Source organism: Rhizobium sp. WSM1328, assembly GCF_057653715.1.
This window is the reverse complement of record NZ_CM172788.1, coordinates 1,733,365-1,747,490: the sequence shown is the minus strand read 5'-3', so window position 1 is coordinate 1,747,490 and position 14,126 is coordinate 1,733,365. Positions and strand designations below refer to the sequence as shown.

At 58.7% G+C, this 14,126-nt stretch carries 18 protein-coding genes; 10 read left to right on the top strand and 8 right to left on the bottom strand.

The window, feature by feature from the left end; all coding sequences use genetic code 11:
• Window positions 1-4: 4 nt before the first annotated feature.
• The 5 genes from clpS to AC2444_RS09010 all read right to left on the bottom strand — a co-directional run bounded on the left by clpS (window position 5) and on the right by AC2444_RS09010 (window position 3,369).
• Window positions 5-355, bottom strand: a complete 351-nt coding sequence (gene clpS / locus AC2444_RS09030; protein WP_017988219.1) for an ATP-dependent Clp protease adapter ClpS — start codon at window positions 353-355, stop codon at window positions 5-7.
• Window positions 356-631: 276 nt separating this feature from the next.
• A complete protein-coding gene (locus AC2444_RS09025; protein WP_012757305.1) occupies window positions 632-1,003 on the bottom strand; it encodes a phasin family protein in 372 nt (123 codons plus the stop codon).
• Window positions 1,004-1,277: 274 nt separating this feature from the next.
• Window positions 1,278-1,481, bottom strand: coding sequence for a DUF3126 family protein (locus tag AC2444_RS09020; RefSeq protein WP_003539277.1), 204 nt, complete (start codon window positions 1,479-1,481; stop codon window positions 1,278-1,280).
• 140 nt (window positions 1,482-1,621) lie between these two features.
• Entirely contained in the window at window positions 1,622-2,455 is an 834-nt protein-coding gene (gene cysE / locus AC2444_RS09015) for a serine O-acetyltransferase (RefSeq protein WP_003539276.1), read from the bottom strand.
• A 128-nt stretch (window positions 2,456-2,583) separates the two neighbouring features.
• Window positions 2,584-3,369: an alpha/beta fold hydrolase gene (locus tag AC2444_RS09010; protein ID WP_017993974.1), complete on the bottom strand. Its 786-nt coding sequence runs from the start codon at window positions 3,367-3,369 to the stop codon at window positions 2,584-2,586.
• A gap of 145 nt (window positions 3,370-3,514) precedes the next feature.
• On the opposite strand from AC2444_RS09010, the gene AC2444_RS09005 reads away from it, so the two are divergent.
• Both AC2444_RS09005 and AC2444_RS09000 read left to right on the top strand, forming a co-directional pair.
• The gene (locus AC2444_RS09005; protein WP_003539274.1) at window positions 3,515-3,760 is read left to right on the top strand and encodes a zinc-finger domain-containing protein; all 246 of its coding nucleotides are present in this window, start codon (window positions 3,515-3,517) and stop codon (window positions 3,758-3,760) included.
• A gap of 27 nt (window positions 3,761-3,787) precedes the next feature.
• Complete coding sequence (locus tag AC2444_RS09000; protein ID WP_012757303.1) at window positions 3,788-4,942, top strand: FAD-dependent monooxygenase; 1,155 nt, start codon at window positions 3,788-3,790, stop codon at window positions 4,940-4,942.
• Window positions 4,943-4,973: 31 nt separating this feature from the next.
• Here the strand turns inward: AC2444_RS09000 and AC2444_RS08995 are convergent, their stop codons facing one another.
• Window positions 4,974-6,164 carry a cystathionine beta-lyase gene (locus AC2444_RS08995; protein ID WP_012757302.1) on the bottom strand — a complete coding sequence of 397 codons (1,191 nt, stop codon included), beginning with the start codon at window positions 6,162-6,164 and terminating at the stop codon, window positions 4,974-4,976.
• A gap of 361 nt (window positions 6,165-6,525) precedes the next feature.
• Here AC2444_RS08995 and AC2444_RS08990 point away from each other — a divergent pair, with 361 nt between their 5' ends.
• The 4 genes from AC2444_RS08990 (at window position 6,526) to AC2444_RS08975 (ending at window position 10,822) form a co-directional block, all read left to right on the top strand.
• Window positions 6,526-7,551 (top strand): amino acid ABC transporter substrate-binding protein, encoded by a 1,026-nt coding sequence (locus AC2444_RS08990; RefSeq protein ID WP_003559026.1) that lies wholly within the window; start codon window positions 6,526-6,528, stop codon window positions 7,549-7,551.
• A gap of 103 nt (window positions 7,552-7,654) precedes the next feature.
• Window positions 7,655-8,857 carry an amino acid ABC transporter permease gene (locus AC2444_RS08985; protein ID WP_012757301.1) on the top strand — a complete coding sequence of 401 codons (1,203 nt, stop codon included), beginning with the start codon at window positions 7,655-7,657 and terminating at the stop codon, window positions 8,855-8,857.
• 1 nt (window position 8,858) lies between these two features.
• Window positions 8,859-10,013, top strand: a complete 1,155-nt coding sequence (locus tag AC2444_RS08980) for an amino acid ABC transporter permease (protein WP_012757300.1) — start codon at window positions 8,859-8,861, stop codon at window positions 10,011-10,013.
• A gap of 35 nt (window positions 10,014-10,048) precedes the next feature.
• Window positions 10,049-10,822 (top strand): amino acid ABC transporter ATP-binding protein, encoded by a 774-nt coding sequence (locus AC2444_RS08975; RefSeq protein WP_012757299.1) that lies wholly within the window; start codon window positions 10,049-10,051, stop codon window positions 10,820-10,822.
• A 59-nt stretch (window positions 10,823-10,881) separates the two neighbouring features.
• On the opposite strand, the gene AC2444_RS08970 is transcribed toward AC2444_RS08975, so the two are convergent.
• On the bottom strand, window positions 10,882-11,532 hold the full coding sequence (locus AC2444_RS08970) for a hypothetical protein (RefSeq protein WP_012757298.1): 651 nt from the start codon (window positions 11,530-11,532) through the stop codon (window positions 10,882-10,884).
• A gap of 504 nt (window positions 11,533-12,036) precedes the next feature.
• Between AC2444_RS08970 and AC2444_RS08965 the strand changes: the two genes are divergently transcribed.
• Window positions 12,037-12,486 (top strand): DUF3597 domain-containing protein, encoded by a 450-nt coding sequence (locus tag AC2444_RS08965; protein WP_012757297.1) that lies wholly within the window; start codon window positions 12,037-12,039, stop codon window positions 12,484-12,486.
• A gap of 162 nt (window positions 12,487-12,648) precedes the next feature.
• Complete coding sequence (locus AC2444_RS08960; RefSeq protein ID WP_012757296.1) at window positions 12,649-12,960, top strand: hypothetical protein; 312 nt, start codon at window positions 12,649-12,651, stop codon at window positions 12,958-12,960.
• A gap of 116 nt (window positions 12,961-13,076) precedes the next feature.
• Here the strand turns inward: AC2444_RS08960 and AC2444_RS08955 are convergent, their stop codons facing one another.
• Window positions 13,077-13,256, bottom strand: coding sequence for a hypothetical protein (locus tag AC2444_RS08955; RefSeq protein ID WP_003559012.1), 180 nt, complete (start codon window positions 13,254-13,256; stop codon window positions 13,077-13,079).
• 13 nt (window positions 13,257-13,269) lie between these two features.
• Between AC2444_RS08955 and AC2444_RS08950 the strand changes: the two genes are divergently transcribed.
• Window positions 13,270-13,536, top strand: coding sequence for a hypothetical protein (locus AC2444_RS08950; RefSeq protein WP_017993968.1), 267 nt, complete (start codon window positions 13,270-13,272; stop codon window positions 13,534-13,536).
• 125 nt (window positions 13,537-13,661) lie between these two features.
• Window positions 13,662-13,952, top strand: a complete 291-nt coding sequence (locus AC2444_RS08945; RefSeq protein WP_017993967.1) for a DUF982 domain-containing protein — start codon at window positions 13,662-13,664, stop codon at window positions 13,950-13,952.
• Window positions 13,953-14,126 lie beyond the last annotated feature (174 nt).

Below are 14,126 nucleotides of genomic sequence, written 5' to 3'. Positions count from 1 at the left end.
ATCCTCACTTCTTTTCCATGACGCATTGCAGCGGATGCTGGTGCTGCCGGGCGAAGTCCATCACCTGGCTGACCTTCGTTTCCGCTACCTCGTATGTGAATATTCCGCATTCGCCGACGCCGTGGTTATGGACATGGAGCATGATGCGGGTGGCACTTTCACGATCCTTCTGAAAAAAACGCTCCAGAATATGAATGACGAATTCCATGGGAGTGTAGTCGTCATTCAAAAGCAGCACACGATAAAGATTGGGCTTCTTGGTCTTCGGCTTGGTGCGCGTGATGACCGAGGTTCGATTTGCGTTGTCCCCGTTCCTTTCGCTGTCGTTCTGCATCCGGATCGGCTTTGCGATCATTGTCATTCATTCCTCAAGCAATCCAGCGGAGCATGGGAGGGTGCTTTTCCCGCCGAATATCTGAAACACTAACTTAGTTCATAATAGGCTGATTTTAAGCCCCCTGTCAGACACTGCAATCAAGAAATGGCCGGCATGCACGGGAAAGACCAAAAAAGTCCCCGGTCGATCCCATGCGGGCGCTGCAGCGAAAGTGGAAACAAAAAGACCGGCTACAGATGCGTAGCCGGTCTTCATTTTTCAATATGTAGCGCAGGTTGCGCCTTTGAAATCAGTTCAAGCAGCAGCAGGCGTCGCCGCCGACACCGACTTTGCGGTCTTGACGACCGCAGCGGCGATCGGTGCCTCATAGGGCTTGTAGGCTGATTTGGCGAGATCGGCATACATCTCACTGAGCTTCGTCGTCTCGGAGACAAAGCCTTCAAAATACGCCTTGACGTAGCTCGTCTGCAGCTCGAAGGCGGCCTCGAAGCTCTTGACGCCGGCCAGCGTTTCGAAATGCGTCACCGCGTCCTGAAAAGATTTCTTCGAATATTCAGTGGCTTCGGTGGCGATTGCCTGAAAGCCCTTGGACGTGTCGGTATAGGTCTTCAGGGCCGTGTCGACGGCTTCCTTGCTCTTCTTGTTGGCGTCTTCAAAGTTGAACATGAGCCATCCTCCGTTGGGCTGTTGGTGGCCGCAGGGTAGCTGCAATGCACAAATAGTCAAGTAGTCTTGTGCGCTGCAAAACATCCAACGGTTGCATTACAAAAAGATAACAAAGGCAGCGCGCCGGGGCACGTACGTCTTTAATTGATTTTGCTAAAATATATCAGAATGCCGCAACCGGAAGTTTTGAATAAATTCTCGTTGCGAATCGAAAAAACGAAAAAAGGACCGAACGGATCGCGCCGTTCGGTCCTTTTGAAGCTTTCGAACGCGATCAGAGATCGACGTCGAGGATCGCCATCGAAAAGTTGTAGGAGCGGTCGCCGTCCTCGTCATCGATATAGACGACACCCAGAAATTCTTCGCCGAGATAGACTTCCGCAGAATCATCCTTGCGCGGACGCGCCTTGACGATCATCTGCGGATTGAACATGCGCTTGAAATAGGCGTCGAGCTTCTTGATTTCTTCTGGCTTCACTCTGTCATCTCCGTAAGCGGTCTTGATTGGCCGCTTCTTGCACAGGAAATGCAGCGGTGTAAAGGCAAGGTTGCCGTTTGCTCATGGCTCTCCCCGCTCGGATCCCGCCGACTTTTCCTATCCTTGTTTCCAACGGGCGCTCAGATGTCGGCGCCGATCACCTGGTCCATGTTGCGCGACGGCTCGGAACAACCGGCCTCGCCGACGACCTTGGCCGGCACACCCGCGACTGTCTTTTTGGGCGGCACCGCCTTCAGGACGACGGAGCCGGCGGCGACGCGTGAGCAGTAGCCGATCTCGATATTGCCGAGGATCTTCGCACCGGCGCCGATCATGACGCCGGAGCCGATCTTCGGATGGCGGTCGGCACCCTCCTTGCCGGTGCCGCCGAGTGTGACACCGTGCAGAATCGAGACGTTGTCGCCGATGACGGCCGTCTCGCCGACGACGAGGCCGGTGGCGTGATCGAGGAAGATGCCCTTGCCGATACGGGCGGCCGGATTGATGTCGGTCTGGAAGACGCTGGAGGAGCGGCTCTGCAAATAGAGCGCAAAATCGCGCCGGCCGCGGTTCAGCAGCCAATGGGCCAGACGATGTGTCTGCAGCGCATGGAAGCCCTTGAAATAAAGCACCGCTTCCATGAAGCGCAGGCATGCGGGATCGCGGTCATAGATCGCCTGGATATCGACGCGCAGGATGGAGCTCCAGTCAGGCCAGTCGAGGAGCATTTCCTCGAAAGTCTGGCGAAGCAGGTTCGCCTGCATGTCGGGGTGATCGAGACGTTCGCAGATGCGGTGGATGACGCATTCCTCGAGCGAATGGTAGTTGATCACGGTCGAATAGAGGAAGGCGGCGAGAACCGGGTCCCGTTCGGCGGCGAGCCGGGCTTCCTCGCGCAGGCTGTCCCAGATGGGATCCATCACCTTCAGCGGATGGCCTGTGTCAAAAGCACGAATGTCAGTCTTTGCGACCATCGCCGCTCTCCTCGCTGCCAGCCGGAATGCCGTTTTCGGAATGCCAATATATAGAGGAAAACGGCAATAACATAAATGGGTGCCGTCGCCATGGTTTTTTAGCATGGTTTTTCGGCATCACGATGTTGTCAGCAATGGGCGACCCTTGCATAGAAGGCCAGCACCGCCTGCTTGAAAACCCTGTCGCCGACGGCGAGCATATGATCGCGGCCCGGAATATCGAGCGCTTCGGCATTTTGCATCAGCGCCGCCAATTCCTGCGGCGAGCCGGCGATATCATCCTTGGTGCCGACGCCGATCAGCGTCGGCATGTCGAGCTTGGCCATATCGGAGCGGGCGACGAGATCGCGCGAGCCGCGGATGCAATCGGCAAGAGCGACCCGGTCGCTCTTCGTCTGCTCGGCGAAGGCGCGGAACATGCGGCCGCGGGCATGTGTCACCGCTTCCAGCGAGGGCGCCAGCAGCGCATCGGCAATAGGGTCCCAGTCGCCGACGCCGTCGGTCATGCCGATGCCGAGGCCGCCGAGCACCAGCGAACGGACGCGATGCGGATTGGCAAGCGCGGCAAAGACGGAGATGCGCGCGCCCATCGAATAGCCCATGACATTGGCCTCGGGGATGCCGAGATGGTCGAGCAGCGCGATTGCATCGCCGGCCATGATCCATGGGCGATAGGCTTCGGCATCGTGCGGCTTGTCGCTTGCCCCGTGGCCGCGATTGTCCATGGCAATCACCCGGAAGCCGGCATCACCGAGCGTCTTCAACCAACCCGGATGCACCCAGTTGACGTTTGCAGTCGAGGCAAAGCCGTGGATCAACATCACGGGCACACCGGCCGGATCGCCCTCATCGAAGAAGGCGAGCTGCAATCCGTCATGGGTGAAGCTTGAAAATGTGGGTGTATTCAGGTTCATCTGGCCTTCCTTTTTGGCGCGACCATAATCGAGCGGCCTTTCATCGTGAAGCCAAAAACTGTGCCTGGCGCAGTGCTTTGGCTCTACACATTTGCGGCGAAGGCTTATAAGGTTCGCGCACATTTCAAAGCATTCGGAGAGCGACATGGCCGGCCACAACATTCCCCACTTCCAGAACGACGGCGGTCACCGCGTTATCGAAGTCGGCGTCAAGGAATTCATGTGCACCGGCGCTTCGGCTCCCTTCGATCATCCGCATATCTTCATCGACATGGGCGACGACAACGAGAAGGTCTGTTCCTACTGCTCGACGCTCTATCGGTTCAATTCCGCGCTCAAGCCCAGCCAAACCAATCCGGCCGGTTGCGTTTTTCACGTGAAGGCGGCGTAGTCAGTCCAGATTCGGATCGGACGGACAATGCCGGTCGAACATGCCGCCATCATCGGCGCCGGGATATCAGGGCTGACCGCTGCCCTTGCGCTTTCGCGCCGGGGCATCAGTTCGGAGATCTTCGAGCAGGCGGGCGAACTCACCGAAATCGGCGCTGGATTGCAGGTTTCGCCGAACGCTTCGCACATCCTTGCCGAACTCGGCATCCTTGAAGGACTGTCAAAGGTCTGGCTCGAGCCGGACGCGATCCGGCTGATATCGGGCGGGTCGCTCCGCCAGCTCGCGGCGGTGCCGGCCGGCATATTCGCGCGGGAACGCTGGGGCGCTCCCTATGGCGTTCTGCACCGCACTACGTTGCAGAAAGCCCTTTTGGCAGCGGTTACGGCCGATCCGCGCTGCCGGCTTCACCTCGGCGTGCGGATCGATGCGACCCTACCGCCTTTCGAGCGGGCGGCCGACGTCGTGATCGGCGCCGACGGCGTCTGGTCGAAGCTCCGGCAATCCATTTCGGGCAGCCCCTCGCCGCGCTTTTCCGGCAATATCGCCTACCGCTTCACCATTGCCGAAAATGAGGCGCCCGGTTTCCTCGATAGGGCAAGCGTTTCGGCTTTTCTCGGCGGCTCGGCGCACCTCGTCTGCTATCCGCTGAGAGAAAGCGGCAGCTTCAACATGGTGGCGATCACCGCCGGCAATACCGCGCCGCAGGCCTGGCAAAGCGAGCCGACGGCCGAACAGCGCGCCGAGCTGCGGGCACGCCTTTCCGGCTGGAATGCCGCAATCGTCTCGCTGCTCGACAGACAGAATAAGCTAACGTTCTGGCCGCTGTTCGAAACCACATCAGGCACATGGCAGGACGGCCGAAAGACGGTGCTGATCGGCGACGCCGCCCACGCGATGATGCCTTTTGCCGGACAGGGAGCGGCGATGGCGATCGAAGACGCCTACGAACTGGCGGCGTTTCTTTCGAATAGCCCCATGGCGGAAGCGCTGGCGCGCTTCGAAAGACATCGGGCGCCACGCATTGCGAGACTTCGCCAGCGCGGCGCCTTCAACCGGTTCGCCTATCATGCGAAAGGGCCGATCCGGATCGGCCGCGATCTCGTGCTCGGCCTCAAGCCGCCGCTAAGCCTGGCGGCCGATCTCGACTGGATCTACGGCTATCGGGCTGCAGATCTGCCTTGAGGTTTCACAAGCGACGACAAAGCTTGTCTGATCAGACCGCGCTTGCCGCCGCAAAACCCCGTTCGATATCGGCCTTCAGATCGACCACGTCCTCGATGCCGATCTGCAGGCGGATGACCGGACCATCCGTGGGCGCCTTGGCGACCTTGCGATCGTTGAGATAGGCATGCAGAGCGAGGCTTTCAAAGCCACCCCAGGAATAGCCGAGACCGAAAATCCTGAGGGCGTCGAGGAAGGCATGCGCCTTTGCTCTTGATTTCTCGGGGCCGTCGGCGGCCAGCACGAAGGAAAAGATGCCGCTGGCGCCTTTGAAATCGCGCTTCCAGAGATGATGAGAGGGAAAACTCGGCAGAGCCGGATGCAGCACGCGGGCGACATCCTCCCTGCCCTCCAGCCATTCCGCAATATCAAGCGCGCTTTCATAATGCCGCTCGAGGCGCAGGCCCATGGTGCGCAATCCGCGCAGAATCTGATAGGCATCATCGGGTGCGCCGCAGATGCCGAGCACGCCGTTTGCCTCCTTCAGCCGCTCCCAGTGCTCGGCATTGGCCGAAACCGTTCCGAGCAGGATGTCGGAATGGCCGGACGGATATTTCGTCGATGCATGGATCGAGATGTCGACGCCGTGATCGAGCGGCCTGAAATAGAGCGGCGTCGCCCAGGTATTATCCATCATGACGACGGCGCCGTGGCGGTGCGCGACCGCCGAGATCGCCGGAATATCCTGCATCTCGAAGGTGTTGGAGCCGGGAGCCTCGGTGTGAACGAGCTTCGTGTTCGGCCGGAACAGCGTCTCGATGCCGGCGCCGATCGCCGGATCGTAATATTCCACCTCGACGCCGAGGCGCTTCAGCATCGTGTCGCAGAAATGGCGCGTCGGGCCATAGACCGAATCGACCACCAGCGCATGATCGCCGGCCGCGACGAAACCTAGGAACGGAATGGTGACGGCCGCAAGGCCCGAGGGCACAAGGATCGTTCCGGCCGAGCCTTCGAGTGCGTCGATCGCCTCGCAGAGCGCATCCGTCGTCGGGGTGCCGCGCGTTCCGTAGGTGTATTTCTGCGTGCGCGTCTCCATCGCCCGGGCGTTCGGAAACAACACCGTCGAGGCATGCACGACCGGCGGATTGATGAAGCCGTGATAGTCGAAAGGATCGTTGCCAATATGGGTCAGGCGGGTGTTGATGCCGGCATTCTGCAGCAAGCTGTCTTTGTCTTTCATGTCGGGAATAGCCTTTGCGAGGGGTCGCGAAACCTGACTTTTGGACGCCCGGCCGTTTCGGGTCAACCCCTTGAAGATCGGTTGCAGGCGACGGTCTGAAATGATGGAAATTTCGTTTTTCGCGTTATTTTTCCGCAACTGGACGCCTATTTCCTAGCCAACCGCCCATGAATGCAGCGCTATCTGCCAAAATGTTGCATTTCGCCGCAATTATTAGGCGCGACACTTGACCATAGTGACATTTGCGACTGTGATAGGGTCACTCGCGCCGGGAGGGTGTCGAGACAAATGGGGAGGCGGCACGGATTGTCGGCACGCACTCTCCACAAGAAAAGATAAGACAACGGAAAAGGTTGGGAAAATGAAAAATAAGCTCCTGTCCGCCGCCATCGGCGCAGCAGTTTTGGCAGTTGGCGCCTCGGCTGCCTCCGCCACCACTCTCTCAGACGTCAAGGCAAAGGGTTTCGTTCAGTGCGGCGTCAATACCGGCCTTACCGGCTTTGCCGCACCTGACGCTTCCGGCAATTGGGCCGGCTTCGACGTCGACTTCTGCAAGGCCGTCGCTTCGGCCGTGTTCGGCGACCCCACCAAGGTCAAGTACACGCCGACAAATGCGAAGGAACGCTTCACCGCTCTGCAGTCCGGCGAAATCGACGTCCTCTCGCGCAATACGACCTGGACGATCAATCGCGACACCGCACTCGGCTTCAACTTCCGTCCTGTCACCTATTATGACGGCCAGGGGTTCATGGTTCGCAAGGGCCTGAATGTGAAGTCGGCTCTCGAACTCTCCGGCGCCGCAATCTGCGTGCAGTCGGGCACGACCACGGAGCTGAACCTCGCCGATTACTTCAAGACGAACAATCTGCAGTACAATCCGGTCGTCTTCGAAAATCTTCCTGAGGTCAACGCGGCCTACGACGCCGGTCGTTGCGACGTTTACACGACCGACCAATCCGGTCTCTATTCGTTGCGTCTGACGCTGAAAAATCCCGACGAACACGTCATCCTTCCCGAGATCATCTCCAAGGAGCCGCTTGGCCCGGCCGTCCGTCAGGGTGATGATCAGTGGTTCGATATCGTTTCCTGGACAGCTTATGCGCTGATCAATGCCGAAGAGTTCGGCATCACCCAGGCAAATGTCGACGAGATGAAAAACTCGCCGAACCCGGATATCAAGCGCTTCCTCGGCAGCGAGACCGACACCAAGATTGGTACTGATCTCGGCCTGACCAATGATTGGGCCGCCAACGTCATCAAGGGCGTCGGCAATTATGGCGAAATCTTCGAGCGCAACATCGGCCAGGGTAGCCCGCTCAAGATCGCACGCGGCTTGAATGCTCTCTGGAACAAGGGCGGCATCCAGTACGCACCGCCGGTTCGTTAATCGAGCTTTGACATGAAATCCCGGGAAGGCGGCCAAGCCGCCCTCCCATCTTCCAAAAAGCAAAAAGAAAGCCCGAAAACGGGCACAAGGGGATTGGCGCGGCATGACGCATGAGGCTGTGGATACGACACCTTTGCATGGCACCGGCTGGAGTTTCCGGTCGGCAATGTACGACCCGAAATACCGGAGCATATTTTTCCAGGTTCTAACAATTGTTATTCTCGTGGGCTTTGTGTGGTGGGTGGCCCACAACACGGCCGTGAACCTTGCCCGCAGCAATACGGCATCGGGTTTCGGCTTTCTTCGCGGTCGCGCCGGTTTCGAAATCGGCCAGTCGCTGATCGGCTTTTCAAGTGACTCGACTTATGCGCGCGCACTTGTCGTCGGCATTCTGAATACCTTGCTGGTGGCGGTGACCGGTATTTTCACGGCGACCATCATCGGCTTCCTGATCGGGATCGGCCGGCTGTCGCGCAATTGGCTGATTGCCAAGCTCTGCACGGTCTATGTCGAGGTTTTCCGCAACATTCCGCCGCTGCTCGTCATCTTTTTCTGGTATCTCGGCGTTCTCTCCGTCTTGCCGCAGCCGCGCGAGTCGGTGGCGCTGCCGTTCAGCATGTACCTCAACAATAGAGGACTAGCCTTCCCGAAGCCAATCTTCGAGACAGGCATGATAGCGGTCGGCATCGCCCTGCTGATTGCGATTGTCGCGACCATCATCATCGCGCGCTGGGCCCACAAACGCCAAGCCGCAACCGGCCAGCCGTTCCACACCGTATGGACGGCGATCGCGCTGATCGTCGGCTTGCCATTGCTGGTCTTCGTCGTCTCTGGCTTTCCGCTCACCTTCGACGTTCCGGTTGCCGGAAAATTCAACCTCACGGGCGGCTCCGTCGTCGGCCCCGAATTCATGTCGCTGTTTCTCGCTCTGTCCTTCTATACCGCCTCGTTCATCGCCGAGATCGTTCGTGGCGGCATTCGCGGCGTTGCAAAGGGACAATCCGAGGCCGCCGGCGCGCTGGGGCTGCATCCGTCGAGCGTGACGAGACTTGTCGTGGTGCCGCAGGCGCTGCGCATCATTATCCCGCCGCTGACGAGCCAGTACCTGAACCTGACCAAGAACTCCTCACTCGCCATCGCGATCGGTTTCTCGGATCTCGTTGCCGTCGGTGGCACGATCCTCAATCAGAGCGGTCAAGCGATCGAGATCGTGTGCATCTGGGGTATCGTCTATCTCAGCTTGAGTATTCTCACGTCGCTGTTCATGAATTGGTTCAATGCCAAGATGGCACTGGTGGAGAGATAAGATGTCGGTCGCCGATAAACCCTTTGTCAGAACGTCCATCCTTGCCGCCGAACCGCCGCCCCCCGGCGAGAGGGGAGCCGTCGCCTGGATACGTCGCAATCTCCTGGCAACTCCGAAGGACGTGATCCTGACGATTCTGGCTCTTGCGCTGATCGCATGGGCCGTGCCGCATCTCGTCAACTGGCTGTTCATCCAGGCCGTATGGTCCGGGCCGGACCGCACATTCTGCGCGACAACGATCCAGGGCGGCATCCAGCCTGACGGCTGGAGTGGCGCATGCTGGGCTTTCATCAGCGCCAAGTACGATCAGTTTATCTTCGGCCGCTATCCGCTCGGTGAGCGTTGGAGGCCGGCGATCGTCGGGATCCTGTTCATTCTGCTGCTGGTTCCGATGTTGATCCCGTCGGCGCCGCGCAAGGGGCTGAACGCCATTCTTCTGTTCGCCGTCCTGCCGGTTATCGCCTTCTGGCTTCTTCACGGCGGCTTAGGCCTCGAAGTGGTGGAGACTCCGCTCTGGGGCGGGTTGATGGTGACGCTCGTGCTGTCCTTTGTCGGTATTGCCGTCTCCCTACCCGTCGGCATTCTGCTTGCGCTGGGACGCCGCTCGAAGATGCCGGTCATCCGGATGCTCTGCGTTACCTTCATCGAGGTCATTCGAGGCGTTCCGCTGATCACCGTTCTGTTCATGGCAAGTGTCATGCTGCCGCTCTTCCTTCCGACAGGCTGGAACGTGGACAAATTGCTTCGGGCGCTGATCGGTGTGTCGATCTTCACGTCGGCCTATATGGCTGAAGTGATCCGCGGCGGCCTTCAGGCGATCCCGAAGGGACAGTTCGAAGGCGCCGATTCACTCGGCCTCGGCTATTGGCAGAAGACCCGGCTGATCATCATGCCGCAGGCCATCAAGCTGGTCATCCCGAGCATCGTGAACACCTTCATCGGAACGTTCAAGGACACGTCGCTGGTCACCATTATCGGCATGTTCGATCTGCTTGGCATCGTCAAGCTGAACTTCTCCGATGCCAATTGGGCAAGCGCCGTCACGCCGATCACGGGCCTGATCTTCGCGGGCTTCATCTTCTGGCTGTTCTGCTTCGGCATGTCGCGCTATTCAGGTTTCATGGAACGCCATCTCGATACCGGCCACAAACGATAAGAACGCTACAACGATAAGAATGAGGGAAAATAGTCATGGCTGAAGCTCCAGCGAAAAAGCTTACCGTTTCCGCAACGGAAGTGGCGGTCGAGATCGTCAACATGAACAAGTGGTACGGCGATTTCCACGTGCTGCGCGACATCAACCTGAAGGTCATGCGCGGCGAGCGCATCGTCATTGCCGGCCCGTCGGGTTCGGGCAAGTCAACGATGATCCGCTGCATCAACCGCCTTGAAGAGCATCAGAAAGGCAAGATCGTCGTCGACGGCACCGAACTCACCAACGATCTGAAAAAGATCGACGAGGTGCGGCGCGAAGTCGGCATGGTGTTCCAGCACTTCAACCTCTTCCCGCATCTGACGATCCTCGAAAACTGCACGCTGGCGCCGATCTGGGTGCGCAAGATGCCGAAGAAGCAGGCCGAAGAAGTGGCCATGCATTTTCTGAAGCGCGTCAAGATCCCGGAGCAGGCCAACAAATATCCGGGCCAGCTCTCTGGCGGCCAGCAGCAGCGCGTGGCGATCGCCCGGTCGCTGTGCATGAACCCGAAGATCATGCTGTTCGACGAGCCGACCTCGGCACTCGATCCCGAAATGATCAAGGAAGTGCTCGACACCATGGTGGGTCTTGCCGAGGAAGGCATGACCATGCTCTGCGTCACGCACGAAATGGGCTTTGCCCGCCAGGTCGCCAACCGCGTTATCTTCATGGACCAGGGCCAGATCGTCGAGCAGAATTCGCCGGCCGAGTTCTTCGACAATCCGCAGCACGAACGCACAAAGCTGTTCCTCAGCCAGATCCTGCATTGAATCGAAGCGTTCCTTTGAAAAGACCCGCCTCGCCTTCCGGTTCGGCGGGTCTTTCACGTTCAGCGGGAAGCTGTTGCCTGCAGCAGACTGCAGAGACCGGCAAGACCGGAGTCGGAGCTGCCTGAACCGGAGATATCGGCGCAACGGACGAGCATCTTGCGCTGCTCATTGACGGGCCTCGCCCGGAAGGCCTCCAGGGTGCGGATCTGCGACGCGCTGAGGCTGCGCTCAGCCGCGGGTCTGCCGTTGCTGCCTGCCCCATCTACCCTGCCGATGGCGAGATCGGCGTCGACGCCATTACCGCTGCCGACCGAGGCCGTGGCGTTGGCATCGAGCCCATCAGAACCGCCGGCGCGTGCATTGAGATCGGCATTGACGCCGCGCCCACCACCGATCCTGGCGTTGGCGTCTGCGTCGAGACCATTGCTGCCGCCGGCGCTGGCATTGACAGCGGCATCGATGCCTCGGCCACTACCGGCATTGGCGGTCGCATCGGCATTGACGCCATTCGAGCCGCCAGCGGAAACATTGGCATCGGCGCTGATGCCGCTCCCGCCGCCAATCGAAGCCCCGACATCGGCGCTGACGGCATTGCCTGCATTTACCGACACACCGACATCGAGCGCACGCGCATCGCCTGCCGGCATGGCAAGGAGGGCGCAGGCGGATGCGAGCACTGCAAAGGAGAGTCTATTGTGGTTATGGGTCATATTTTCCTCCGTTTCCATTCCGCCGAGCGATCTGCCCGGCAGTCGAAAATCGAGGAACGCGCGTACCTTCGATCGATCGGACGCCTGCAACTAAAGGACGTCCATGGCAAGGCAACGTGAAGAGATGACGAAGGTTTCACGAGACGGCTCGGCAAGTCGGTTCGGGGGCGTGCGATGATGTTTTACGGTTATTGGAATACGAATTATCTGACAGACTGTGCCAAAAGCAAACATATCTCGCAGCGCCTGGAGAGCCGACGGAGTATTTCCACCCCCATTGGACCAGGAAACTTAGAGCCAGCAAGCAAATCTCAGTTCGCGATACGATTGGCCGTGATTGATCCATTTGCAGCGTTTTCGTGCAGATCGACTACACCCTTCCCCCGAATTGACTTTTCCACCTCCGATTTAGATTGCTAAAAATAACTCCCCTTCCGTCTGGATATATCAGGCGGGAAGTCCATGTTTCAGCTTGTTCTCATCTGATGGAACTGGAGGTTTAGAATGGGCATTTTCGACAAGATCAAACATGCAATCTTCGGAGAGGCGAAAGCAGCCGAACCCGTTGCTGCCGGCGCGCCGAAGACAGAGCCGGCGCAAGCGCCTGCCTCACCGTCGGCTGCCCCCAGTCCGGCGCCTGCGGCCTCTGCTCCGCAGAGCAAGCCGGTCCCCACGGCCACCGCGCCAGGCAAAGCCACAGTCGATATCGTCCCGATCCTTGACGCTGCCGTGAAGAAGAGCGGCCAGAAACTCGACTGGCGCCGCTCGATCGTAGACCTGATGAAAGCCGTCGGGATGGATGCCAGCCTCACCGAGCGCAAGGAACTTGCCGCCGAACTCGGCTATACCGGCGACACCAACGATTCCGCAAAAATGAACATGTGGCTGCACAAGGCGCTGATGAAGCGGCTTTCGGAAAACGGCGGCAAGGTACCGGCCGACCTCCTGGATTGATCGATGACGGATAGCTGCCGCCATTTCTGTGGCGGCAGCTGTGCGGGTAACGTCTCGGGCAGATGCGGACGCCGGAACAGGGCGTCCACTTGCCCGCAGGCACTGGAACCAATAACGTTCGGCTCGATACTTCGATAATCGATCAGGGGAGAATTAAATCCGATGAGATTGATGGCAGTCGTTGGTGTTGCACTTAGCCTTGCCTGTATTTCGGCCGCAGAATCTCCTTCAAACTATCAATCCTATAGCGGCATTCGGGTCGACACCGACCCGGTCCTCCTGGCTCGATACGACAAGGCACTGCAACGCTGCGTGCCGGAGGCAAGCTCATGGCGACGAGGCTCGCCGGACCCGCGAAGCCTGCATTACAATGCGGCTCTCAGAAATTGCCTCTATAGGCGCAGCTTCGTCGACAGAGGCGTCTACGCCTATCCCATCCCCCAGATCTACTTCGAACATTTCCTGGATCGCTGAGAAGAGCCGTGCCCTTCAGAAGCCTATCAAACAAAAACCCCGCCATTTTGGCGGGGCTGTCTTCAATCGCGACCTCTGCATAGTTCCTTAAATCGGAAAGACGCGCGGCGCTATAGTCAGCGTTTGCCGCCAGCTGGCGGCCGACCCTTGCCCGCCGGGCGATTGCCGCTTCCGGACGAGGTCTTGGCGTCATTGCCCTGACCGAAGTTGGTGCCGCCGAGATGGCCGCCGCCGCTGGTATTGGCAACCTGGCGCTGCGCTTTGCGCAACAGTGCCTCTGCATTGGTCTTGCTCATGAAATTCTCCTCAATGGCTGGAAAACCCAGCCGGAATGCCGCCACTGACATCCGCGGTCAAAGACCGAAGGCATATCAGGCAGCGGCGATGGTGTTGGCGGAGGCTTGCGTCAATCAAAGAATTGACTGCATTCATGACGATTCCCCCTCAACCGGCATGACAATCACCCTCCGGCTGCTGCCGGACGGCGCAGAAATCGATTTTGAAAGGAAAGATCAGCTGGGACGCCGGGGCGCAAACCAAGCTCGACAAGCAATTTCGATAGATGAATCAATATGACGGCAATGTGTTTAAAACAAGTTCCCGGCTTCCTGCCTGGAGAAGCGTTGCCGACTGCTTTGCCGATTCATAGAAGATAATCATCCTGGGGCGTCAGTTGGAACGCTTCTTGCAGAGTTACTAATATGTTTATGATGCAAGGACCAAATGTAATGAATCGGTACACATCGCATCAGTTTCCCGCGCTGAGGATCCTCATGAGCGGCCAGGAAAAATACAGCATCGTCAGAACCCTCGGAGATGCAGCCACCATGCTCATTTCCGAATGGCCGGGCGATGATGGCGAGGAGTACGTCGTGGCGGTCAGGACATGCCTCGACGCCATCCGCGGCACGACGCCGCCAAACGCCGCACGGGAAGCGCTGATGAGAGCGGCGGATGAAGCCGGCATCCGTTACCTCTCAGTCGTTCACTGAGATCGCTCAAGCAGATTCCAGAGAAGAATTTGCGGAAACGCTCGAGCAGTGCAAATCCGCCGCTCGAACAGATAGGGGCACCGCGTTCCTGAGCTTTAACGAATAATGGAACGACTGCCGAATTCGAGCCGCGCACATCTTCCTGGCTTCGCCATTTCAAGCGCGTTTGATGCA

Coding starts and splice junctions, on each gene's coding strand:
- AC2444_RS09005 (WP_003539274.1), top strand. CDS start 3,515: ATGGCCGGCCACAACATTCCCCACTTCCAGAACGACGGCGGTCACCGC.
- AC2444_RS08995 (WP_012757302.1), bottom strand. CDS start 6,164: ATGAAAGACAAAGACAGCTTGCTGCAGAATGCCGGCATCAACACCCGC.
- AC2444_RS08945 (WP_017993967.1), top strand. CDS start 13,662: ATGTTTATGATGCAAGGACCAAATGTAATGAATCGGTACACATCGCAT.
- AC2444_RS09025 (WP_012757305.1), bottom strand. CDS start 1,003: ATGTTCAACTTTGAAGACGCCAACAAGAAGAGCAAGGAAGCCGTCGAC.
- AC2444_RS08990 (WP_003559026.1), top strand. CDS start 6,526: ATGAAAAATAAGCTCCTGTCCGCCGCCATCGGCGCAGCAGTTTTGGCA.
- AC2444_RS08955 (WP_003559012.1), bottom strand. CDS start 13,256: ATGAGCAAGACCAATGCAGAGGCACTGTTGCGCAAAGCGCAGCGCCAG.
- AC2444_RS08950 (WP_017993968.1), top strand. CDS start 13,270: ATGGCTGGAAAACCCAGCCGGAATGCCGCCACTGACATCCGCGGTCAA.
- AC2444_RS08975 (WP_012757299.1), top strand. CDS start 10,049: ATGGCTGAAGCTCCAGCGAAAAAGCTTACCGTTTCCGCAACGGAAGTG.
- cysE (WP_003539276.1), bottom strand. CDS start 2,455: ATGGTCGCAAAGACTGACATTCGTGCTTTTGACACAGGCCATCCGCTG.
- AC2444_RS08965 (WP_012757297.1), top strand. CDS start 12,037: ATGGGCATTTTCGACAAGATCAAACATGCAATCTTCGGAGAGGCGAAA.
- AC2444_RS08980 (WP_012757300.1), top strand. CDS start 8,859: ATGTCGGTCGCCGATAAACCCTTTGTCAGAACGTCCATCCTTGCCGCC.
- AC2444_RS08985 (WP_012757301.1), top strand. CDS start 7,655: ATGACGCATGAGGCTGTGGATACGACACCTTTGCATGGCACCGGCTGG.
- AC2444_RS08970 (WP_012757298.1), bottom strand. CDS start 11,532: ATGACCCATAACCACAATAGACTCTCCTTTGCAGTGCTCGCATCCGCC.
- AC2444_RS08960 (WP_012757296.1), top strand. CDS start 12,649: ATGAGATTGATGGCAGTCGTTGGTGTTGCACTTAGCCTTGCCTGTATT.
- AC2444_RS09010 (WP_017993974.1), bottom strand. CDS start 3,369: ATGAACCTGAATACACCCACATTTTCAAGCTTCACCCATGACGGATTG.
- AC2444_RS09000 (WP_012757303.1), top strand. CDS start 3,788: ATGCCGGTCGAACATGCCGCCATCATCGGCGCCGGGATATCAGGGCTG.
- clpS (WP_017988219.1), bottom strand. CDS start 355: ATGATCGCAAAGCCGATCCGGATGCAGAACGACAGCGAAAGGAACGGG.